Genomic DNA, 22615 nt, shown 5'->3' with positions numbered 1-22615 from the left:
GTTGGGGGAGCCTCCTGCCTCCTGCCGTCAGCCTTCATCCATTCGCTGGTGGCTGGTGGCTGGTGGCTGGTGGCTGGCGGCTGGCGGCTGGCGGCTGGCGGCTGGCGGCTGGCGGCGATACTACGGCTCGTACCGCAAGGTCAGGTAAAACGCCCTCCCCGGCTGGTTGAACAGGTACGCGGTCTGGTAGTCCTCGTCGAGTGCGTTCTCCAGTCGCCCCTGAATCCGCACGGCGGGTGTGAGGGCATACTCGGCACGCAGACCCAACAGGGTGTAGCCGTCCAGGCGCTCCTTGTTGGCCAGGTCGTCGAAGCTCCGCCCGGCGAGATAGACGCTCAGACCGGCCGACCAGCGCTCGAACTGACGATCGAGGTCGAGCTGAAGCATCTGCTCGGGGCGTCGCGGCAACAGATTACCCTGATTCGGACCGTTCGAGCGGTTTTCGGGATCCAGCAGGGTGAGGCTCGCGCCGAGATCCCACTCCTGGATTTGGACGATCCCGGACGCCTCGAAGCCTCGGATGCGGGCCGAGGCGATGTTGGCCGGCGCGAAAGTCACCGCGTCGAAGGCGATCAGGTCGTCGATGTCGGTCTCGTAGAGACTCAGCTCCCAGCGACCGAGCGGGAGGGTTCCGGTCAAACCCAGCTCGACGCTGGCCGACTCCTCCGGGGACAGATTCGGGTTGCCGAAGCCGGGATAGTAGAGGTCGTTGAAGGTCGGCGCCTTGAAGGCGGTGCCGTACGAGAGCGACACGCGAATCCCCCGATCGAAGAGATAGCCCCAAGCCAGGTTGCCGGTGGTCTGTCCGCCGAACTGCTGGTCGTCGTCGTATCGGAGGCTGGCGGCAAGCTCGTTCGCCCCGATGGAGCCGAGATACTGTCCGTAGACACCCGTGTTGCTGCGCGAGTCGTCCGTATAGTCGACCGTGCCCGAGATCCGGTCGATCCGGTAGTCCAGACCCAAGGTGAAGAGCTGGTCCGGGATCAAGGCGAGATCGTTTTGGATCCCGAAGCTGTCGCGCTCGGTCTCGAAGCTGTCGACGAAGCGCTCCGGGACAAAGGCGTCCGAGTAGAACGCCCGATAGCTGTCCTGACTGCGCCCCGCCGAGAGGATCAGGGTCCAGGGCTCGAGCGGACGCAAGGTGCCTTCCACGCCGAAGATCTGCTGCTCGGAGCGCGAGAGGTTGCCCGAGAAGATGGAGCCGTCGAAATCGGTGCGGTTGTCGGAGGTGAGCAGACTGAAATCGACCTTGGCCTTGTCGCTGAATTCATAGCCGGCGCGCGCACTCACGCCCAGATTGCGATAGCCGTCGCGATCCGGATCGTCCACGCCGCAGCCGGCGAAGGGAAAGGCGCGGCCGTCGCAGGCGTTGATCCCGTCGGTCTGCTCCATGTTGGCGCCGAGGTCGAACCAGCCACGCTCGCCGCCGCCCGAGATGCCGCCCGAGATGCTCGCGGTGTCGAAGCTCCCTGCACCGACGCTGAAGCGCGGTCGCAGGTCGCCGCCGCCGCGACGCGTGAAGATCTGGATCACACCGCCGATCGCCTCCGAGCCGTAGAGACTCGAGCGTGGTCCACGCACGACCTCGATGCGTTCGATCTGGGCGATCGGCAAATCCTGGAGGGGCGCGGTCCCGAGGGTCGCCGAGCCCACCTTCACGCCGTCGATCAGGACCAGCACATGACCGGCATTGGTTCCGCGCAGAAAGATCGACGCAGGCTGACCGGCCCCGCCGCTGCCCGAGATCGCGACACCCGGGAGGCCCCGCAGCGCATCCGGAACCGAGCGAAACTGGCGACGTTCGATCTCGGCGCGATCGATCACGCTCACGGAGGCCAGGGTTTGGTCTTCGGTCTCCGGCGTGCGCGTTGCCGTCACCACCAAGGGGTCAAGGATCAGGGTCTGCGTGTCTGCGTAGACAGGCAGGCCGAGCGGCAGCGATACGGCCGCCGCCATAAGCGGAAATCTCATCGACACACTCCGACAGAGGCCCGAGCGCACCCGCATGGGCCAGCAGAAGAAGGGGGCGAGAGATGCAGAACGGACGAGAGCGGAGCCGCAGGCAAACGACGGGGCCGGCATCCCGGCCGGTCGCCCCGCGCGACCCCGGTTCGAGGCTCCGTTGAATCGCTCGAAGACGACAAGGGCCGACGGGGTCGGCCCTTGTACGCACACGAGACACATCGAAACGGTCCCCGATCATCCGGCCGGTCTCCGGGCTTACGAGCGGGGTCGGACCCCGAACACGGCGCCTTCCCGTGATCGCTCACAGTGGCATTTCGCCGCGTCTTGACTCGTCTACCGTTGCGGGGGCAGCGCCGGCTTTGCGGGTCCCGAGGGTACCGCGCACCGACTTCCCGTTTAACCCCGAAGGCGAAGACCTTCGAGGCACCGGACAATCAACCGGGGACTTTAGGGTTTTCGCGATCGCCGCGTCAATGTGTCGACACGCAACCCGACCTCAAAGCCTGACCTGGATCAATCCAGAGCCTGCATCGAGGGCGAGCGTGGCGAGCCGCGTACCGGCAGTGTGTGTCGAGCGCCAACGGCGCGACCGATGTTAGGTGATTTCCGGGAAAGCATCGACCAACAAGGGGCGACTTTAGTCGCCCGGTAAGCATCGGCAACACGCACGGCCGGGATGATCATTCCCGGAAATCGCCTTAGCCCGGGGCAACGCCCCGGGTTTCGATCTCGAGGGGTCAGGCGCCGAAGACGGTGCCGATCAAATAGGCGGTGTAGCCGACGTAGCAGGCCAGGAGCAGCATGCCCTCGACCCGGTTGATTCGACCCGGGCCGCGGAACCCGTAGCCGATCACGAACAAGGACAGCGTCAGCAGCCCCATCATCAGCATGTCCCGGGAGATGACCTCCGGCGGCACGAGCATCGGATGAATGGCCCCCGCGATCCCGACCACGGCGAGCGTGTTGAAGAGATTCGACCCGATGATGTTGCCCAAGGCGAGATCATGCTCGCCCTTGCGTGCGGCGATGATCGAGGAGGCCAGCTCCGGGAGCGAGGTGCCCACCGCAACGATCGTCAGACCGATGATGAGATCGCTCACGCCCAAGGCATGAGCGATCTCGACCGAGCCCCAGACCAGCATGCGCGAGCTGATGATCAGGAACACCAGACCGACGCCCAGCCAGAGTAGAGCGCGGCGCAGCGGCATCCGCGCGTGATCGAGCTCCTGCGTGACCTCCCCGGCCAAGGCATCCGAGCGTTCTCGCAGACCTTGCCAGATGGTCCAACCCATCAATGCCGCAAAAACGCCCAGAAACGCCCAAGCGTCCATGCGGGTCAGCTCGCCGTCCATCAGCAACACCACGGCGAAGACGGTGACGCCGGCAAGGATCGGCAGCTCTTTGCGAAGCACGCTGGAGTGAACCGCGATGGGGCTGATGATCGCGGTGAGACCCAAGATCAGCGCAATGTTGGTGATGTTCGACCCATAGGCGTTGCCGAGCGCAAGCCCCGGGTTGCCCTGAAAGGCCGCAATCGCCGAGACCACCATCTCCGGGGCCGACGTCCCGAACCCGATGACGACCATGCCGATCAGCAAGGGCGGCATCCCGAGATGCTTCGCGGTCACCGCGGCGCCCTCGACGAAGCGATCGGCACTCCATAGCAGCAGCGCCAGACCGAGGACGACCGAGAGTGATGCTAGGACCATGGGACGCGTGACGCCTCGAACGTGTGATGTGGGATACAAAGGAACCGGAGTCTACAACGCCGACCGAGGCATGCGAAGCAGCTGAGCAGCGGCAGATGACGCGCTCGCCATCCAGGCAGGCGTTCCCACCCCGACCGAATCCACCCGACCTCGTCGAGGCCTGTCCTCCTTCGCTCGAGCACCCTCGCAACGACAAGGTCTTGCGCAGCTTGCGCTGCATCCCCTGGATGATTAACCTGCGAGGATTCCCGTAATCCCGTAGTCATCGCATGGTCGTTTTACCCGAGGGTACCGCCCGATCCGGAGCCATTCGGCTCCATCCCGACCGGTGCCGCCACCGGATGCACCGGATCCTCCGTCGTCGAGGGACATCCCGTTGAAAATACTTCCCAAGCACTCGCTCAAGGCGTGGGTCGAACGCCTGCGTGCCACCCACCGCGTCGTGGCGCCCCGAGAGACCTACGGTCAGTACATCTTCGAGGAGATCGAGAACGCGGACGACCTGGTTCTCGACTACCACAGCAGCGTCCTCCCGCCCAAAAAGTACCTCCTGCCGCCGCGCGAAGACCTCTTCGCCTTCAACGCGAAGACGATGGAGATGTCGCCGCTGATCGAAGAGATCCAGCCCACGGTGATCATGGCCCTGCACACCTGCGACCTGCACGCCATCACCCTGCTGGACAAGATCCAGGGCACCGGCCACACCGACCAGCATTATCAAGCACGTCGGCGCAAGACGACCCTGGTCAGCATCGAATGCCTCAAACCCTGCATGGACCACGCCTTCTGCAAGAGCATGGGCACGCTGGCCGTGCCGGAGGGCTTCGACGTTCACCTCACCGATCTGGGCGATCGGTATGCGGTCGAGATCGGCTCCGAGCAGGGCGAGCAGTTGATCGAGGGCTTGAGTCTGTTCTGGGAGCCCGTGGAGGCCGACTACGACCGCGCAAACCAGGTGATGGCCGGGAAATGGCCCAACTTCGACTATCGCCTGGACTGCGACGTGACGGATCTTCCGGATCTGCTTGCGGCCAGTCAGGACAGCGCGCTTTGGGACGAGGTCGGCGACACTTGCCTCGCCTGCGGTCAATGTACGAAGGTCTGTCCGACCTGTTACTGCTTCGATGTGCTGGACGAGATCGATCTGAAGCTCGAGCACGGCAAACGCGTCCGTGTCTGGGATTCCTGCTTGATCGAGAAATTCGCCGTGGTCGCCGGCGGACACAACTTCCGCAGCTCCCAAGCGCGGCGGCTGCGCCATCGCTTCCTGCGCAAAGGCAAGTATCAATACGAGTCCTACGGTCTGCTCGGATGCGTCGGCTGCGGACGCTGCGCGCTCTCCTGTCCGGCCCATATCACGCCGATCGGCCTGCTCAACACCCTGGCCCAGCGGCGTCGGCCCGCCACCGAGGAGGCATCGTCGCGGTCATGACCACTCTCCTGCGCGAAACGCTCACCAATTCCTCCATCTACATGCCGACCCCGGCGCGCATCGTCGAGGTCGAGCAATTCACCGCGGTGGAGAAGTGGTTCCATCTGGAGCTGCCGAGCGGCTTCACCATCGCCCACAAGCCGGGGCAATTCGTCGAGGTCTCGATCCTGGGGATCGGCGAGGCGCCCATCAGCATCTGCTCCTCGCCCGCGCGCAGCAACGGCTCCTTCGAGCTGTGCGTGCGTCGGGTCGGGAAGCTGACCGATGCGCTGCATCGGCTGGATGTGGGCAGCATGATCGCGGTCCGCGGACCCTTCGGGCATGGCTTCCCGATCGACCGCTTCCACGGCAAGGACATCATCTTCATCGCCGGCGGGCTCGGGCTCGCACCCCTGCGCTCGCTCATCACCGAAGTGCTGGACGAGCGCGGCAAGTACGGGCGCGTCGCCCTGCTCTACGGGGCGCGCACGCCGAACGACTTTCTGTTCCCGGCCGACCTCGCGGCCTGGGCGGACCGCGAGGATGTCGAGTGTCATGTGACGGTGGACCGTCCGAGCGAGGGCTGGGAGGGCCCGGTAGGCGTCATCACCACATTGCTGCCGAAGGTGAAGTTCCCGGCTCGCAATACGGTTGTGGCGATCGTGGGGCCGCCGGTCATGTATCGCTTCGTCCTCGACGAGCTGCTCGCCGCCGGGATCGCCGAGGGCAATATCTGGCTGAGCTTCGAGCGGCAGATGAAATGCGGGGTCGGCAAGTGCGGGCATTGTCAGATGCATCACATCTACACCTGCCAACAAGGCCCCGTCTTGTCGTACGCCGAGGTCAAAAACCTCGAGGAGGCCTTGTCATGAATCCGAAGGTTGCCTTTTTCGAGTTCACGAGCTGCGAAGGCTGCCAACTCACCGTCCTCGACACCCTGCAGCGCCATCCCGAGCTACTCGAGGTCATCGAGATCGTCCAGTTCCGCGAGGCGATGACCGAGCGCAGCGACGACTATCGGATCGCCTTCATCGAGGGCTCCTGTACGCGACCGTCCGACGAGGCGAAGATCCGCGAGATCCGCAAGCAGGCACAGATCGTCATCGCTGTCGGCGCCTGTGCCCATCTAGGCGGGATCAACGCGATCCGCAATCGCATGCCGCTGGACGATGTGCGCGAGTACGTCTACGGCGAGAAGAAGGACTGGTTCGAGACCTATCCGGCACGTCCGCTGAGCGCCGTGATCAAGGTCGACGCCGTGATCCCGGGCTGTCCGATCGACCGCGACGAATTCGTCATGGCGGTCACGCATCTCTTGCAGGGCCGCATGCCGGCCATCCCGGATTACCCGCTCTGCATCGAGTGCAAGCTCACCGAGAACGTCTGCATGTTCCTGCGCGGGCAGACCTGTCTCGGGCCCATCACGCGTGCCGGCTGCGACGCCATCTGCCCGTCCTGCGGGCAAGGCTGCGAGGGGTGTCGCGGGCTCATTCCCTCGCCCAACCTGGGGGCGATCAAGGAGGCACTGCGCGAGCGCGGCATGACCGAGGAACAGATCGATGCCCGCTTGTCGCTCTTCCTCACCTATCAAACCATGCAAATGGAAGGAGTGACGCCGGCATGAGCACGCTGAAGGTCGATGTTCATCATGTCACACGCGTCGAAGGGCACGGCAACATCGTCGTGGATGTCGAGAACGGCGAGCTGACCCAATGCGATCTGCAGATCGTCGAGACGCCGCGCTTCTTCGAGGCGATGCTGCGCGGTCGCGCCTACGACGAGGCATCGCACATCACCTCGCGCATCTGCGGGATCTGTGCCGTCGGGCACGCGACCGCCTCCCTGCGTGCGACCGAGCAGGCGCTCGGGGTGACACCCAGCCTGCAGACCACCCTGCTGCGCAAGCTGAACTTTCACGGCGAGATCCTCGACAGCCACGTCCTGCATATCTACATGCTGGTGGCGCCGGACTATCTCGGCCTCGGCAGCGTGATCCCGCTGGCCAAGAGCGCGCCCGACATCGTCCTGCGCGCATTGCGCATGAAGCAGCTTGCCGGGGATCTCTGCGCGACCCTTTGCGGACGCCACACCCATCCCATCTCCATGACGGTCGGCGGCTTCACGCAGTTCCCCAAGCCCGCGGAACTGCGCGCCCTGCGCGAGCGCCTGGTCGCCTCGCGTGCGGACTGCGACGCGACCATCCAGCTCCTGCAGGGTCTGGAGTTCCCGGCCTTCGAGCGCGACACCGAATACGTCGCCCTGCATCGGGACGACGAGTACTGCTTCATCGACGGGTCCATCGCCAGCAGCGACGGCGGGATCCGGCCGCTCGCCGAGTATCGCGAGGTGACCAACGAGACCATCGTCGCGCATTCCTCCGCCAAGCACACCCGCCATCGGCGCGAGTCCTACATGGTCGGGGCGCTTGCGCGCTTCAACATCAACTACGATCGGCTGCATCCCCGCGCGCAGGCCGCGGCCGAGGCACTCGGCCTCCGGCCCAAGACGATCAATCCCTATCTGAATGCGGCGGCCCAGGCGGTGGAGGTCGTCCATTGCACGGAGGATGCGATCCTGCTGATCGACCAACTGCTCGACCAGGGGATCAAACCCGAAGCGCCGGCCGCGCCCACGCGCATGTCGGGCGAAGGTGTCGGCGCCGCCGACGTGCCGCGCGGGACACTCTTCCATCACTACTGGATCGAGGGCGGGACGATCGTCGGGGCGAACTGCATCATCCCGACCGGGCAAAACCTGGCGAACATCGAGCTGGACATGCGCGCGCTCGTCCCCGGGATCCTCGACCGGACGCAGCAGGAGATCACCCTGGCGCTCGAGATGCTGGTGCGTGCGTACGACCCCTGCATCTCCTGCTCGACCCACATGCTCGACGTCAAGTTCGTTAAGGCTGTAGGGGCGAGGTAGGGGCGAGGTAGGGGCGAAGTAGGGGCGACTTTAGTCGCCCCTACCCAGCCACCCGACCTACCCGTGACGCCGTGCCTAGGGTGTCGCGCAGCTCCCGGTGCTCCGCGCCGAGCGCCGTCGTGGCCGCAATGATGACCAAAGCCCCTATGACCACGCTGGTCTTGGCGTTGGGCAATCCCTTGCGCGGAGACGACGGGGTCGGCGCGGCCGTCTTGAACGCCCTGCCCGCCTTGCCCCCGGGCGTGACGGGGTTGGATGGCGGCACACCCGGGCTGAGTTTGGTCCTGAGCCTGCAGGGGTACGATCGCGCCATCATCGTCGATGCGGCCGAGATGGGAGAGATGCCCGGGACTTGGCAACGCTTCACCCCGGACTGCCTGCGAACCCCGGACTCGGACCTGCGCGGAACCCTGCACGATGCCGGTCTGGCCGAGGCCCTGTTGCTGGGCGAGGCGCTCGGGATACTCCCGTCCGAGATCATTATCTTCGGAATCCAGCCTGGCGAGATCGATTGGTCGCCCGGCTTGACACCCGCCGTTGCCGCGGCGATTCCCGGCCTCTGCGAGGCCATCATGAGCCTCTTGGGGATCGAGCCGCGTCGCGAATGATCGATACCGAGTACACGTGAGTTTTTCGGCGCATTCGGATCATCGGGCGCGAGCTGCTGGTCGCCTATCTGGTGCTGTTGGCCTTCCTGGCGGCGGGCGATACGGTCCTGCATTACCTGGGGCTGAAGCAACCGGCGCTCGGCGTGGCGGGCGGCGTGGTGCTCTTCATCATCGCGCTGCGGATGGTCTTTCCGGATCACGAAGCGGCCGAGCGGCGCGAGCTCGACGAGGAGCCTTTCATCGTCCCGCTGGCGGTGCCCATGATCGCCGGGCCCTCCGCCCTCGCCGCGGTACTGCTGCTGGCATGCTTGCACTCTTCCTTTACGAGCATGGCCGGATCTCCGTGGGCAAGGCATGCGAGCTTGGAGGATTCAGTCACTGAGAGTTTGCCGAGATGAATCGCGAGTTGATGATCCCGATCCATTACGGCGCCCTGGACCTCGCCGACGATCTGGCACGACTGCGCGATGCCGAGCTGTGTCGTCGCCGACTCGTCCGGCCTGATCGGCCTGGCGAGGATGGACCGATTGACCGTCCTGAAGGATCTCTTTGCGGAGGTCACGATCCCCGGGGCCGTCTATCGTAAGGTCGTTGAGCAGGTCAGATGCGTGGATCGATGTTCATCGGGATTCTCTCAGGCCGCCTCCAGCCGAACCGCGACGCGCATCCCGAGTGCCGCCGCGATGTTGACCAAGGCATCGAGCGAAAAGCGCGAAATGCGTCCGCGCAGCAAGTCGTTCATCCGAGGCTGAGTCACCCCGCAGCGCATCGCGGCCTCGTTCCGGGTCCATTCGTGTGAGGCGATGATGGCGGTGATCTGGTCCATCAGCTCGGAGCGCAGCTTCAGGTTGGCGGCCTCCGCCGGGGTGTCGGCGATGGCATCCCAAACGCTGGCGTAGGTTTCGACGCTGTCGTCATTCTCAAGGTCGCTCATGGGTGGCCCCGTGTCAGTTGGTCGAAACGCGCTCCGGCAATTTCAATCTCGCGTTTGGCGGTCGTTTGGGTCTTTTTCCGGAAGGCATGGAGAACATAAATGGCATCCGCCAGCCGAGCCGTGTAGATGACCCGAAAGGTGCCGGCTTCATCCCAAATCCGCAGTTCCTCGACACCCTGGCCGATGGTTGCCATGGGTTTCGAGTCATTGGGACGTTGGCCACGCTGCACCAACTCGAGCTGGCGCCCCGCATCCTGCCGTGCGTCCGGCGGGAAGGAGCGCACGGATGGTTTAGGGACAGACCACGGTTTCCTGCTATCTTCAGTGATGATACGCCCGCAGGACCAGAGACCGATCGATAGGGCATACTGAACGGCCTTCGAGATGCAACCAACGATGCCTTCGTCTTGGGCAATGAACAGATTCAACAACAGATCGCGACGATGGTCGTGGCACACTTGGGCTGAGACTTCCGGTTGATCGCGGAACGAGCTGGCCGACACCGATCGGCTCAATCTGCGGATATCGCTCAAAAATAGTGGTCTGTCCCTGGTATTTCCTTTACCCATCCTCAGCCGTCGGGTCGCAGCAATGAAGACCCGTAGGCCAAGAACCCTGTGAACGGATGCAACCCCCACTCATCATCGGACATTCTGTATGCAAATAAAACGCTTTATTTACGCGACCCTCGACAACCGCACGGATACGCCAAACTTGGCAGCCTACCCGGCTGGCGGAATCAATGCCGCACCCCTTGAAGTCGTCTGTTATCGGGACATTGCAGCGGTGGTGAGCGACATGGATATCGACCTGCTCGTCCCAAGCCAATCGGACGAACACCATCAAGCGCACCTGCTGAAGTATCAGCAAGTCAACGCCTTCCTCCTCGAACAGGCCGGCCACAACGGACTGTTGCCCTTGAAGTTCGGATTCACTGCAAATAATGATGAAGAGGTTGCAAGGGTTCTGGAACATGCCTACGTCCAATTGAGAACCTACCTGGACAGTCTGCAAGGAAAACGGGAACTCGTCATCCAAGCTGCCTGGGAATTGCCCAAGATACTCCAAGAAATAGCCAAGGAAAACCCCGAACTGGCCAGCATGGACCCGGTACAGGCGGGCCGACAATTATTTGAATCTTCCGAGGTCAAGAAGGGAACGTTTGTCGCCGCCATTCATAACAAACTCACGCCATTGGCAACCGATTACTCGGACGCACCGCTGAGAGCGGATGGCATGATTTTCAACCGAAGCTTTCTGGTGGAAAAGGACAAGAAGCCGCTGTTTGACGATGCCGTGGACGAAGTGGCGACGGAGTTTGAGGATGTTCTCACCTTTCGTTACATCGGCCCGTTACCGGCCTACAGTTTTGTCAATATCGAACTGAACCAAGGGAACTATGCCATGGTGGACAGGGCGAGGCAATTATTGCAGTTGTCGGAAAAGGCTTCTTGGGACAGCATCAAATCGGCCTATCGACAATTGATTCTGGCCCATCACCCTGACAGAAATCCGGGCGACCCGGACGCGGCGAGACGCACCAAGGAGATCGTCGCGGCATTCGAGACCGTCAGGGCGTATTGCCAGAGTTTGCCGGGGTTTGCGGAAGCAGAAGGGCAGCGCGAGTTTTCCTTCACGCAAGAGGCGGTTGGGCAAGCCTTCATCATTGATGACAAGGGCGCGTTGTTGGCTCGCGGCAATAAGCCTGGAAACCCCGCATGATGAAGGCCATCGGCATCGATCTTGGCACCACCAATAGCTGCATGGCCGTGTTGGACAGCGGCAAGCCGGTCATCATTCCGAACGCCGAGGGCGAGCGCACGACACCGTCCGTGGTCGCCCTGCTGAGAGACGGGCAGCGGTTCGTCGGCACAGCCGCCAAGCGGCAACAACTTGGCAACCCCCAAGGCACACTGTCTTCGATCAAGCGGTTCATGGGCCGCCAGTGGAACGAGGTGGCCGAGGAAATGGCGATTGCCGCGTATACGGTCGAACCGGGCGAGGGCGGCGATGTCAAGGTCACGGTTGAAGGGGTGCAGTACAGCCCCCGGGAAATCAGCGCGATGATCCTACAGACATTGAAGGCGGATGCCGAAGCGTATCTCGGCGAATCCGTGACTGGGGCCGTCATCACGGTCCCCGCTTATTTTAATGACGCCCAGCGCAAGGCAACCCAAGATGCCGGCAGAATCGCCGGGCTTAACGTGTTGCGTGTCATCAACGAACCGACCGCCGCCTCGCTCGCCTATGGGCTGGGCCAGGCAGGCGACCAGACGATTCTGGTGTTCGACCTTGGCGGCGGCACCTTCGATGTCTCCATCCTCGGCCTGGGCGGGGGGCTGTTTGAGGTCAAGTCCACCCACGGCGACAACCATCTGGGCGGCGACAACTTCGACAAGGCCATCGTCGACTGGCTGCTCGGCGAGTTCAAGCATGGGCAAGGGATGGATTTGTCTGCCGACCCGATAGCCCTGTTGCGCCTCTACACTGCCGCCGAGCAGGCCAAGATAGAACTGTCCACGGTCATGTCAACGACGGTTAACCTGCCCTACATTGCCTCCACACCTACAGGCCCGGCGCACCTCAACCTTGAAATCACCCGTGACCGGCTCAACGGGCTATGCGCCCCGCTGGTCGCCCGCCTCGAAGCACCCGTCCGGCAAGCACTCGCCGATGCGGGCCTTAACCCCGATGAGATCGATCACGTTGTGTTGGTGGGCGGCATGACGCGCATGGCGGCGGTGCAGGATAAAGTCAGGGGCTTGATCGGCAGGGAACCGCATAAGGACATCAATCCAGACGAGGTGGTTGCCATGGGGGCCGCGATTCAAGCCGGCGTGTTGCTCGGCGAAGTCAAGGATGTGCTGCTGCTGGATGTCACCTCGCTTTCACTGGGGATAGAGACTAAGGGCGGCGTCTTCACCCGGCTGATTGAGCGCAACACCAGCATCCCAACCCGCAAGACACAAAGCTTCACCACTGCCGAGGACGACCAGCCCACGATGGAGATTCACGTCCTCCAAGGCGAGTCGGAAATGGCCGCCTTCAATAAAACGCTAGGCAAGTTCATGCTCGACGACCTCCCGCCGGCGCGGTGCGGCTTGATTGAGGTGAATGTCACCTTCGACATAGACGCGAACGGCATCATCCAAGTCACGGCGGAGGACATCATCTCCGGCAACGAGCGGCAGATCAGAATCGAAGGCGGTTCGGGCCTGACGGAAGGCGAAATCAGCCAGATGGTGAGGCGAGCCGAGGAGTTACCCGGGAAAATAGGGAGCGGAAAATAGGGAAAATAGGGGACGTACCACGATAATGCATTGATTCCACGACTCCTCGCTAGACTTCCGGAAGAAAGAGGGAATGGATGGAGACGCGTTGGGGCGAGTTTGACTAGGTTGTCGTCACGCCGCCGGAGCAGGGCCTCGTCCCTGCGCCCGGGTCCAAGTCGCCACGAGACTGCGTCGCCCTTTTGAACCGTTTCTTAGCGCCAGCCAACCAGGGCCACGGTCTGACACCCAACCCCGGAGGCTGGCCCTCCCTTGCAACGCTGCCAGTATGATATTCTCATACTTATGAGCACCATCGAACGCATCACCATCACACTCACCGCCGAGATGGCCCAGGTCGTGCGCGGCGCCGTGCAGGCCGGCGAGTACGCCTCCAGCAGCGAGATTGTCCGCGAGGCCCTGCGCGACTGGCGTCACAAGCGGGCCTTGCAGGAACAGGAGTTAGGAGAACTGCGCGCGCAGGTCCAAGAGGGGCTGGCGGACATCGAGGCCGGGCGCGTGCGCGACTTCGATGCCGAGCGCATAATCAGCAAGGGAGAGGAGCAATTAGCGGTTCGCGACACCTGCGCATAACCGACAGCGCCGAGCAGGATCTCGTTGACATCTGGTGCTTCATCGCCCTGGACAATCGCCGGGCCGCCTCGAAGTTGATCCGCGAGATCGAGGAGCGTTTCGCGACTGTCCAGGCGCATCCGGAGATCGGCCCGCGCCGCGAGCGTCTGGCCGCGGGGTTGCGGGCGCATTTTCACCGTGACTACGTGCTGTATTACCGGTTCACCGACGAGGAAGTCATCATCGTGCGCGTGGTGCACGGTGCACGCGATGTTCGAGCGCTGACCTTCGGGGAAGGCACTCAGTGACCCCGCAAGGCTCGCCGTAGCGGCGGCTGGCCTGACGCATTGCGCGGGTTTCTGTTCCCCCGCCACGACTTCGCACAAAAGACGATATCGGCGAAGCGCCCCTGGCAAATCACCGCAAGACCGCAACCGCCGGATGCTGCCTCAGCGCATTCAACAGGCCGCGCCGCGGCCGTCGGCCTTGTCGTGATCAACCCGCTCTCAGTGCTGCTCGAACGGCCTCGAAGATGGTCCAAAGCGCGGCTCGTCGAAAAACCCACGGGGTCTCACATGTACCACACGGAGCGAAGCTATAAGTGCGCAATGGGAGACCTGACCCTACTGCCCCCACAGTTGGTTTACTCGGCACGGTCCCGCGCAGTGCTCGATCAGAACCGGTCAGTACGGGAGACAGCTACGCACTAGGATGTTCAATCCCCCGGTCTTTCCCATCAAAACCTTCATGCCGTTTTCATGTCGAGCTTCGGCGCCTTGAACGCCTGTCGTCGCCGGGCCAGCATGGAGTCGCCGAGATGCGCTTTGACCCAGTGCTCGACATCCAGGGTACGCACCGAGGTCATCGCCTCGTGAATGAGCGGGCCCGTCAGATCGGTGAGGAAGGCGGGAATCGCCAACACCAGCCGGCCGATCTCCTTGAGGGGGCCGCGTGCGGTGAAGGTTTTGTATTTCCCGAACACCGATTCGATGATGTCGGAGGACGCCAGCCAGGTTGCGCCGGGCGGGATCTTGGCGGCTTGTACCTCGACCTGTTCCAAGACCCGGTCGGTAAAGCGGGCGGCTCGCGGAGCGAGCGCGGTGCGCGGAGCGAGTGTGGATTGAAGCGATGCGCAGACGCCGGCGTGCAGTCCCTCGGACTTGAGAACGCTCTGGATGGCCTTGGACTGTTCCATCATCTGCGCATAGATCGCCAGATCTTCGCGATAGGCACTCGCCCAAGCGAAGCCCTCCAGGAAGCGGGCGCGGCCGGTGTCGGCGAGATCCCAAAAGGCGTCGTCCAGATCCGTGAGCTGCAGGTCGGACGCCGCCTGAATGGCCTCGCAGAAGGCTGCCTTGTCGGGATGCCGATGGCCCAGCAGCACGTGCAGGGGACGCACGCGGGCGACGCCCAAACGGTCGCGCAGGTGGTCCCGGGCGGCGACCGTCAGAACGCAGGTGGGCCGAACGGCACTGAAATCTCCCCGCTCCTGGTAGGCGAGCAGGTTTTGCGCCCACTCGACATGGGTGTCGACGTGCATGAAGCGCGCCTTGGTGCGCTGACGCGGCGGCAACAGAAAGGCCAGGTCGGTTTGCTGAAAGGACGCCAGGGTCCGCTTGCAGTGCGCCAGAAAGGTCTGCCAGCGCGCGTCGGGCTGCAATTCGGCCTTGAGCAGGGTGGCGATGCGGTGCGAAATATCATAGGTTTCCACACAGTCTGTCGTCTGTTCCCGGCGAAACAGCGTGATCCCCTTGTGCAGGTCGCTGCCGTGATCGGCGACGATCTGCACCGGCACACCGGTGCGCTCGGCGACCTCGCGCAGCACCGTGGCGACCCACTCCCCGGTGCTGTGCGTCGTCACCTTCACGGCGAGCACCTGCATGGCCCGGTGCGACGGGCTGTAGCCGGTCTCGAGCAGCCGGGCGGCGGGGATGCCCAGAATCACGAGACACTTCGATGTGCCCAGTTCAAGCGTATGATCGGCGATGTAAATCCAGTCCTCGCGCCGCTGCGGAGGCTGCAGGAGGATCGCCAATCCGCAACGGTAAACCCAGTTGAGGACCGTCGTATGCGCCGGCAGGCTCACCGGCATCCAGGGCGCGAGCAGACTCAGTACGCGGGGCACCCCGCGGCTGCCGAGTCCGGCACTCAGAAACATCTGCAGCGTCAGTTGAATGACCAGGAGCGAATGCCGGTGACCGGGCGGGGGCAAGCGCAGCAGCTGCCGAGCCGCAGCGTCAGGCTCCTGCGCCGCGCCGACCGGTGTCGCCTCCGACGCCGCAGGCGGGCCACCGCCTTGCGCCGCCAGCGCCCGGTTTTTCCAATAGGCACGGCTCGCTTCCAGATCCCGGATCTTGACCCGAGCCGCGCGCAGGCGCTGTTGCTTGTCCAGGGCTTTGGCCCGCCACGCATCGCGCGATGCCCGGAACAGTCGGGCCAATCGGGCCACGGGGGTTTTGAAGGTGTCCATCGGTCGGCGTCGGCTCGGATTCGGCTGGGGGATCCCGGTGCCGCGAAGTGTGCCTGGAGGCGACAGGGCTGTCGATGGCGGCCGGCGGCAGGACAGCCGGCGCATCACCGCCCGCACCCCGCGACACGAGACCGGCATGAGCTATTTCGTGCCTTATCGGGTCAGATTGAACTCCCTAGTTACGCACGCATCGACATTACCTTGGTCGCATAGATCGGAAAGGCGGCTTATTGCTTGCATTTTATCGACTTGCATCTTAGCGGCGCAGCCGCTGAGACTAATGACAACAAGGCATGTCAAAATAATGGCTTTCATACGTCTCTCAATGCATGTATTGGAAAAAAAGGCAGACTTAATTCTAGCCCACCATGTAGATCCCGAGCGTGCGCGTCCAGAGCGGACAAGAAAAAGCCGAACCCCTCGAACGATAAGAATCGCTCCGGGCAGTTCGGCTTGATGTGTCGTCGAGTCCATGACGTTCGCTTCCTCCGTGGCGTGTGGGTGAAATATAGCACAAGATTCCGAGAGAGTGCCTCGGCGGTCGTCACGTCAGATCGTGGCGTAGCGGACCGTAGCTCGATCGGACGGCTCGGGCGCAACAGAAACCCGACGACGTACGCGCGTAGAGGGGGTCAAGGGCATGGCTCCAGGAACCTTGAGCCTAGCGCCTTCCGTTCAGAAGGCTACGGTTCGGGAAATCAGCCGATTTGACGTCAAATCGCCGTCTGGCAGGAACCGGCATCAGGCCGTCTCTCCCCGTCGAGGGTCAAAGAGCCAAGCGGCCGAGACATCACCGAAAGCGTTTGCCAGTACTTCCGCCTCCTCGATTCCGGGCCGACGGATGCCGTTCTCGTAGTTGGCGAGTCGGGACAGCGTGATGGCACGGTGTGTAAACCGTGACAGGTCTTCGAGAGTCCATGCGCGCCGTGTGCGAGCCTCGCGAATGCGGGAGCCGATCTCAAGATTGCGGGTCTGTTCCATCGTCATCCACCTGTCGTTATGTGTTTGGCGAGCCCAAGACTACTGCGCTTCGTGTTCGAGACGAAATCGAAAGAGGAAAAAGGGAAAATAGAGGACGTACCACGATAATGCATTGATTCCACGACTCCTCGCTAGACTTCCGGAAGAAAGGGGGAATGGATGGAGACGCGTTGGGGCGAGTTTGACTAGGTTGTCGTCACGCCGCCGGAGCAGAAAACCCACGGGTCATGAAAACCCATGTGAAAACCCACGGGGTCTCACATGTACCACACGGAGCGAAGCCATAAGTGCGCAATGGGAGTGACCCTACTGCCCCGGGTCTCGCCCGGGTCGAGCGGCCGGCGGACATGGTCGAGTTCATTCGGAAGCACGTCTATCAGCCGGAGTACCCGACGGTCGTCTGAGGGTAGCGGTTCCGTTCCGCCCCGGGAAAAGCGGGCGAGACTCGCCGCAAGGCGTGCCGGTTCGATTCCGGCCCCGGGCACCGCGTCATACAACGCTAAACAGAGTGGATACAACGGCCCTGTTTACGCATCGAGGATCTGCAGGACGTCGTGGAGACGCCCCTGCAGCGGGGGCGCGACCCTGAAGGCCGTCGGTATCGCCGTGCCTTGATGCGCGTGTCGGACTGAAGTCCGACCCACAGGGGATAATTGATGCGTTCGTGTCGGACTGAAGTCCGACCCACAGGTCCTGGCTTCGCAGGTCTCCGAGTTTCCGGAAATCGCTTTAAACCGCGCCGGCTCCAGCGGTTCTGAAATCCGCCGGGGCCGATCCCATCCAAAAACATCGCATACCGCACTGGGCGCGGTTTAGTCCGGTTCGAGCTGGACATGAATGCCCGATTAGCGCTGCTTTCGGTGAGACAGACCGCCGATTAACCCAGCTCAACCCGATTTCGGCCGGCCGCCTTCGCGCGGTAGAGTGCGGCATCGGCTCGTCGTATGGCTGCCGCGGGGATGGTGTCGCTACTCAGAAAGACTGCGCCCCCGCAGCTCACTGTCACCGCGAGCTGTGTCTCGCCCAGAATGACGGGATCGATTTCGAGCTGATGCCGGATCCGTTCAGCGTAATCACGCACTCCCTCCAGATCACAGCCGCGCAGCAGAACACAGAATTCCTCCCCGCCGATCCGCCCGGCTGTGTCGGTGTCGCGCAAGGACGCGCGCAGAATACGGCCGAAGTGCTGCAGGACCATGTCCCCGGCTGCGTGCCCATCGCCATCGTTGATGGCCTTAAAGTGGTCCAGATCCATCATGACGATACCGACCGGAAGCGGCGGATGACGCTGGAAGCCACTCCAATACTGTTTCAACTGATCCATGAAGTAGCGTCGATTGGCGACCCCGGTGAGGCCATCGGTGGTTGCCAACCGCTGCAGAAGCTCTCGAGCCCGGGCCCGGTCGTCGAGGGTCGAGGCAAGCAGCCAGCTGAGGACGGCCAGGAGTCCCATCAGGCCCCCGGCGATGATGCCGTAGCGGATGGCTGTCGCCGCGCCGAGGGCCGTGAGCTGCTCAGGGGGTACGCGGGAGATGGCTTTCCAGATATAGCCGTCATGACTGACTCGACCCTGGCTTGGACCAGCCGCCGCAGCCACCCCGGTGCTCGAAATTTCGCCGGCTCTCAAAGGATGGAGTGTTCGCCAGGTCCATAGGCCAGTGCCGGTTCGCAGTCGTCCACTGTCGGCCGTGCGCATCCGCAACCAGACGTCCGGGTACCGGTTTGCCAGGGTCAGCGGCCGCTCGAACATGAATCCCCATTCGTCAGCGGGATCGGATGCCTTCAGCCAGTAGCCGTCGCCATTCACGAGGCTGATGTCATGACTCAAGCTCCCTGCTGCGGCGGCGAACTCCTTGAGCATGGTCCGGCCAAGATAATTGAGGATGACGATGCCACGCCTTCGCCCGGACGCATCGAACACCGGGGTGGCGAACCTCAGTGTCGGCTTGTAGGGTACCTCGATGGCATCGCCCTCGATGTTGAGATCCAGGGGCGAGACGAACACCTGACCGGGGTTCAGCGCCATGGTGTCGGTGAAAAAATAGCGCGTGCCCTTGTTCTGCAGACGCTCAGCGGGGACCGCACCGGCTGTTCCGCCAACCCGGTCAACGCGCACGCGCTCCTGACCGGTTTCATCGATCCAGCGGATCTGGTCGTAAAACCGCGCGGCCTCCGAGAAGGCGATGAGGTCACGCGTCAGGTAGCCCAGGGCATCCGGGCTCTCTGCGTTCAGCAGCACCCTGAGTGCCTCTTGATTCGCGATATACCGCAGATCGCGATTAACCGAATCCAGATGACGCGTGAGGGCGTTCGCGCCGAGACCAACAGCCAGTTCCTGCGCCGACTGCAGGCTGACCATAGATAATTCATTTTCCGCCTGTCTGAGGTACCAGGCGCCCAAGCCGATGATCAGCGCCGCAGGCAGGAAGACGAGAAGAAAATATCTCAGCCTTCGGGTGAGCCGAGAGGGGTCAGTTCCGGATGTATCGTGGTCTGGTTCGATCTTCGGTCGCATCGGATTCATGAAACTGTATGTGTAACAAGGTTGGTCTGGTCGCGAGTCGCTTGCTCCGTAACTGTCATGATTGAGCGCTCACGGAGGAGCTGTCGGCATGGGGATACCGACAAACCAGAACTAAACGGGGACAGACCACGTTTTAAACCGCACCAATTCCTCATACATCCAAGCAGGGTCGAGATCCGCGCCGTTCGGCCAGGTGACAACACCCATTTCAAGACGCGCTTGCTTGAAGTAGCTCGGATCCTTGAGCGGCTCGTAGATACCGCGGTCATGAGCCGCGGTGACTCCCGAGAGATCTACGACCCCGCTGGTGCCATCTTGGAAGGTCACCGCCAGACGGTATTCCGGCAATATCGACAATTCCTTCACCCGCCACGGAGCGGCTGGAATCACTCCAATGGTGCGATCTGTTTCGGAAGCTGCTTCAATTGACATATTCTCCAGTCCTCCATCAATTCTTCGCGGTGCTCGATGGCCCACTCGATTGTCAGGCCGAGGGCTCGCTTAGGCAGTCGTCCAGCAATGACTTCTAGCGTGCGGATATCGATCAGCGCTTCGTGCTCAGCGTAAAGGGCATGGAAATGCGGCGGTGCGTGCTCACGCCAAAACATTTGGATCACGATACCGAAGAACCGGCTGATGGTGGGCATCCGGTGATTTCAGCCTCTATCTGCGAATCGATTTGTGGACGATCCTAAGCCGGACGAAGTTTATGGACAAGACCCGGCGAGCACGGAATTTCGGAAAAAGGTATTTCTAGCCCACCATTGGGATGCCGAACGCGCATGCTCGGAGCGACCAAAAAAAACCGAACCTCTCGCGAATTGCTCGTTCCAGGCGATTCCGGCTTGGTCTATCGTCGTTGACTCCAGGACACTCGCTATCCTCCGTGATGTGTGCGAGGAAATATAGCACGAGCCTTCTAGTGTTCCTCATGTCCCCGTCCTTGATGCCGGTGCCTCGTTTGACGCGTCACCGAGGAATCCGAGATCAGTCAGGCTGTGTTCTTTGCGTCCTTCACCCACGCCGCGGAATCAGCAGGTCATCCAGGAACTCGGATGCCGGAGCAACGCCGCTGACGAAGAGGTGATCCCGTGCCCGTGTGCAGGCGACGTAGAGCAGGTGGCGCTCGGTGTTGTAGACCTCCGCGAGATCGCTGTCGTCGGTCACGGTTTCGATGCGCGACTGCGAGGGGATGACCTCGTCGTCGCAGGCCATGACGGCGACGGCGCGAAACTCCAGTCCCTTTGCGAGGTGCATGGTGGCGATGGCGAGATGTCCCTGGTCGGTCTCGACATGCTCGTCCAGGATTTTGGCCGGTAGTCCTGTTGCGGTGGCCGCGGCACGCGCACGCTCCAGCTCGGCCTCGGAGCGGACGAAGATGGCGACCTGGTGCGGTTCGACGGATTCGGAGATGCGCTCGGTGATCCAGGCGGCAACCGCGCCGGCCTCCTCTGCGGGCGTCTGGAAGCTGGCGACGGTCGGGGCGGGACCGTTGAAGACCGAGATGGTCCCGCGTCGGTCTTCGGTGTTGCCGTCGACATCCGACGTCTCCGGTCCGAGAAGGCGGTCCGCTTGGCTTCTGATTTGATGCGAGGTGCGATAGTTGATCTGAAGCGTTCGGGCGCGGCCTCGGATGTCGACTCCGAGGGACAGCCAGGAGAACGGGGGCTGCAGGATGCGCTGACCGAGGTCGCCCGCGAAGAAGAGTCCGCTCGGACGGCCTGCGGCCAACGCGGCGAGCCAACGCGGCGAGGAGGTTCAGTTGTGGCACGCTGAGATCCTGGGCTTCATCCACGACCACGAAGTCGAACGGCCGCTGTCGGCGTTCGCCCAGCTGCGTCGCGAGGTCGGTCAACATGGCTGCGCGTGTGATCACCCCGCTCTCGGTCAGAGCGGCTCGGACGGACTCGAAGATGGTCCAGAACGCGGCGCGCCGGGACTCCGGCAGACGCGTCTTGCGTCCCAGGCGCTTCACATCCCGATAGTCATCCGAGGTTTTCAACTGCCAGGCGTCGACCGGATCCGTCCATTCCGACCGCAGGAAACCGAGACCGAACGTCTGATTGCCGGCCGCCGTGCTCGCCTCGGCGATCAAGCGGCTGATCTGCTCATCCGTGGCCAATCGTGCCGGCCCGAGATGCCGCGCAGACAGCCGGCTGCCGACAGCATCGATGGCGTCGACTTCGAGCCGTTCGGCGAGTCGCGGCTCGGTGCTGATCAGGCGTCGGAGCTGGGTGCGCAGCGCATTCGCCAGCGTCTCGGAGAGGGTCGTCAGCAGGACGCGACTCTCCGGATGTCGGCGCGCGAGAAAGACCGCGCGATGCAGCGCGACGATGGTCTTCCCGGTGCCGGCCGACCCGCAGACGCGCGCCGGGCCGTTGAGCTCGCGCTCGACCCATTGCGCTGTGCGGGATGGAGGAAGATGGTCCACTTGTCCCAGGGGAAGGCTCCCCGAGGCCCGATGGACGATCAAGCGGATGTCGCTGCCGACCCGTACCGACCAGAAGTTCTTATCCCGCGCCTTGTCGAGTTTGTGAAACGAGAGGCCGGGGTTGGCCGGGTTGATCTGCAAGTCGAACGCCGTGGTTTTGACGGCCTTCTGCTCGTCGCCCGCGAGGCGGGCGAGACTGTCGGTGAAGGTGTCGGCGATGCAGAAGTCCATCAACTCACAGCCTCACCGACACGGGGGCGCGGACTCGCATCCTGTAGGCCATAACGTCCTCGGTCGACCGCCGCTATTCGGTCGCCCGGTTCTGTGCGAACTGGACGGCCGGAAGAATAACCTTTGGGAGGTTCATACGCAGACATTGCCCCATCAGGTACTCACGCCAGTAGGGCCAGATATGATAGCTCGCGTTGCGTAGCGCAAACTCTTTCAGACTTTCCTTTCCTGGGTCCTCGCTCATCCGATATTCGGCGATCATTGTGGCCTCGATCCGGGCCTTGATGCGCCGTTCGTCTCCATTGCCACCGTCGGTGCCGGGTTCCAGCCAACGGACGCCCAGGTCAACGAATACGCGAAACAACGAAACCGGGTCTTCACCTTCCTGCTCGAGCGCCAGCACGCTCCAATGCGTTACAACGTGCCTGAACTGCACTTCCAGATGGCCGATGCTGGTATCGTACTTTGGCTCGAATTCCTCGGACAGAGAGGATTCGGTGGAGCGCAGATAGATGTCATTGATCAACAGGCTGTCGATCGCCTTTTGCAGCGTATCATTCATTGTCCGCGACAAGCCCGTGAAT

The 22615-nt window shown here is 62.7% G+C and carries 21 protein-coding genes, 1 pseudogene and 1 riboswitch; of the genes and pseudogenes, 10 read left to right on the top strand and 12 right to left on the bottom strand.

Translation table 11 applies throughout. From position 1 onward, the window contains the following. Window positions 1-120 precede the first annotated feature (120 nt). Window positions 121-1971, bottom strand: coding sequence for a TonB-dependent vitamin B12 receptor (gene btuB / locus KFB96_RS22645; RefSeq protein ID WP_213501558.1), 1851 nt, complete (start codon window positions 1969-1971; stop codon window positions 121-123). A gap of 216 nt (window positions 1972-2187) precedes the next feature. Then, a riboswitch (cobalamin riboswitch) is annotated at window positions 2188-2411 on the bottom strand. 291 nt (window positions 2412-2702) lie between these two features. After that, window positions 2703-3674, bottom strand: coding sequence for a calcium/sodium antiporter (locus KFB96_RS22640; RefSeq protein WP_213456564.1), 972 nt, complete (start codon window positions 3672-3674; stop codon window positions 2703-2705). A gap of 376 nt (window positions 3675-4050) precedes the next feature. Here KFB96_RS22640 and KFB96_RS22635 point away from each other — a divergent pair, with 376 nt between their 5' ends. From KFB96_RS22635 to KFB96_RS22610, 6 genes are all read left to right on the top strand, one after another. Further along, window positions 4051-5106: a 4Fe-4S dicluster domain-containing protein gene (locus KFB96_RS22635; RefSeq protein ID WP_213456567.1), complete on the top strand. Its 1056-nt coding sequence runs from the start codon at window positions 4051-4053 to the stop codon at window positions 5104-5106. Then, window positions 5103-5957, top strand: coding sequence for an FAD/NAD(P)-binding protein (locus tag KFB96_RS22630; RefSeq protein ID WP_213456568.1), 855 nt, complete (start codon window positions 5103-5105; stop codon window positions 5955-5957). The genes KFB96_RS22635 and KFB96_RS22630 overlap by 4 nt, the downstream gene beginning before the upstream one ends. After that, window positions 5954-6709, top strand: coding sequence for an NADH:ubiquinone oxidoreductase (locus KFB96_RS22625; protein ID WP_213456570.1), 756 nt, complete (start codon window positions 5954-5956; stop codon window positions 6707-6709). The genes KFB96_RS22630 and KFB96_RS22625 overlap by 4 nt, the downstream gene beginning before the upstream one ends. After that, a complete protein-coding gene (locus KFB96_RS22620) occupies window positions 6706-8010 on the top strand; it encodes a Ni/Fe hydrogenase subunit alpha (protein WP_213456572.1) in 1305 nt (434 codons plus the stop codon). The genes KFB96_RS22625 and KFB96_RS22620 overlap by 4 nt, the downstream gene beginning before the upstream one ends. A 131-nt stretch (window positions 8011-8141) precedes the next feature. Then, window positions 8142-8618, top strand: a complete 477-nt coding sequence (locus tag KFB96_RS22615; RefSeq protein ID WP_213456574.1) for a hydrogenase maturation protease — start codon at window positions 8142-8144, stop codon at window positions 8616-8618. A 32-nt stretch (window positions 8619-8650) separates the two neighbouring features. Beyond that, complete coding sequence (locus KFB96_RS22610; protein WP_213457046.1) at window positions 8651-9016, top strand: MarC family protein; 366 nt, start codon at window positions 8651-8653, stop codon at window positions 9014-9016. Between the two features lie 236 nt (window positions 9017-9252). Here KFB96_RS22610 and KFB96_RS22605 read toward each other — a convergent pair whose 3' ends face one another. Both KFB96_RS22605 and KFB96_RS22600 read right to left on the bottom strand, forming a co-directional pair. Then, window positions 9253-9552: an XRE family transcriptional regulator gene (locus KFB96_RS22605; protein WP_213456576.1), complete on the bottom strand. Its 300-nt coding sequence runs from the start codon at window positions 9550-9552 to the stop codon at window positions 9253-9255. Further along, window positions 9549-10085 carry a type II toxin-antitoxin system RelE/ParE family toxin gene (locus KFB96_RS22600; RefSeq protein ID WP_300970794.1) on the bottom strand — a complete coding sequence of 179 codons (537 nt, stop codon included), beginning with the start codon at window positions 10083-10085 and terminating at the stop codon, window positions 9549-9551. The genes KFB96_RS22605 and KFB96_RS22600 overlap by 4 nt, the downstream gene beginning before the upstream one ends. Before the next feature lie 124 nt (window positions 10086-10209). Here KFB96_RS22600 and KFB96_RS22595 point away from each other — a divergent pair, with 124 nt between their 5' ends. The 4 genes from KFB96_RS22595 (at window position 10210) to KFB96_RS22580 (ending at window position 13702) form a co-directional block, all read left to right on the top strand. Continuing rightward, a complete protein-coding gene (locus tag KFB96_RS22595; protein WP_213456580.1) occupies window positions 10210-11274 on the top strand; it encodes a GvpL/GvpF family gas vesicle protein in 1065 nt (354 codons plus the stop codon). Then, a complete protein-coding gene (dnaK, locus tag KFB96_RS22590) occupies window positions 11271-12842 on the top strand; it encodes a molecular chaperone DnaK (RefSeq protein ID WP_213456582.1) in 1572 nt (523 codons plus the stop codon). Before KFB96_RS22595 ends, dnaK begins: the two co-directional genes overlap by 4 nt. 285 nt (window positions 12843-13127) lie before the next feature. Further along, window positions 13128-13415, top strand: a complete 288-nt coding sequence (locus tag KFB96_RS22585) for a type II toxin-antitoxin system ParD family antitoxin (protein ID WP_213456584.1) — start codon at window positions 13128-13130, stop codon at window positions 13413-13415. Further along, window positions 13388-13702 carry a type II toxin-antitoxin system RelE/ParE family toxin gene (locus KFB96_RS22580; RefSeq protein WP_213457047.1) on the top strand — a complete coding sequence of 105 codons (315 nt, stop codon included), beginning with the start codon at window positions 13388-13390 and terminating at the stop codon, window positions 13700-13702. The genes KFB96_RS22585 and KFB96_RS22580 overlap by 28 nt, the downstream gene beginning before the upstream one ends. A 437-nt stretch (window positions 13703-14139) precedes the next feature. Here the strand turns inward: KFB96_RS22580 and KFB96_RS22575 are convergent, their stop codons facing one another. From KFB96_RS22575 to KFB96_RS22545, 8 genes and pseudogenes are all read right to left on the bottom strand, one after another. Continuing rightward, a complete protein-coding gene (locus tag KFB96_RS22575) occupies window positions 14140-15864 on the bottom strand; it encodes a hypothetical protein (protein ID WP_213458492.1) in 1725 nt (574 codons plus the stop codon). Window positions 15865-16605: 741 nt separating this feature from the next. Further along, a complete protein-coding gene (locus KFB96_RS22570; RefSeq protein WP_213456589.1) occupies window positions 16606-16845 on the bottom strand; it encodes a helix-turn-helix transcriptional regulator in 240 nt (79 codons plus the stop codon). A gap of 877 nt (window positions 16846-17722) precedes the next feature. Next, window positions 17723-19204, bottom strand: coding sequence for a diguanylate cyclase (locus KFB96_RS22565; RefSeq protein WP_213456591.1), 1482 nt, complete (start codon window positions 19202-19204; stop codon window positions 17723-17725). 276 nt (window positions 19205-19480) lie between these two features. Further along, on the bottom strand, window positions 19481-19801 hold the full coding sequence (locus KFB96_RS22560) for a DUF2442 domain-containing protein (RefSeq protein WP_213456593.1): 321 nt from the start codon (window positions 19799-19801) through the stop codon (window positions 19481-19483). Continuing rightward, window positions 19756-20016 (bottom strand): DUF4160 domain-containing protein, encoded by a 261-nt coding sequence (locus tag KFB96_RS22555; RefSeq protein ID WP_213456595.1) that lies wholly within the window; start codon window positions 20014-20016, stop codon window positions 19756-19758. The genes KFB96_RS22560 and KFB96_RS22555 overlap by 46 nt, the downstream gene beginning before the upstream one ends. A 367-nt stretch (window positions 20017-20383) precedes the next feature. Continuing rightward, window positions 20384-21100 (bottom strand): 3'-5' exonuclease, encoded by a 717-nt coding sequence (locus KFB96_RS27165; protein WP_300970789.1) that lies wholly within the window; start codon window positions 21098-21100, stop codon window positions 20384-20386. 61 nt (window positions 21101-21161) lie between these two features. Next, window positions 21162-22031, bottom strand: a pseudogene (locus KFB96_RS27160) (UvrD-helicase domain-containing protein); the annotation flags it as partial. 73 nt (window positions 22032-22104) lie between these two features. Next, window positions 22105-22593, bottom strand: a complete 489-nt coding sequence (locus KFB96_RS22545) for a preprotein translocase subunit SecB (protein WP_213456598.1) — start codon at window positions 22591-22593, stop codon at window positions 22105-22107. Window positions 22594-22615 lie beyond the last annotated feature (22 nt).

It is taken from the genome of Thiocapsa sp., assembly GCF_018399035.1.
Lineage (GTDB): Bacteria > Pseudomonadota > Gammaproteobacteria > Chromatiales > Chromatiaceae > Thiocapsa.
Note: the sequence above shows the minus strand (reverse complement) of the source record. Positions and strands in the feature narration are given on the sequence as shown.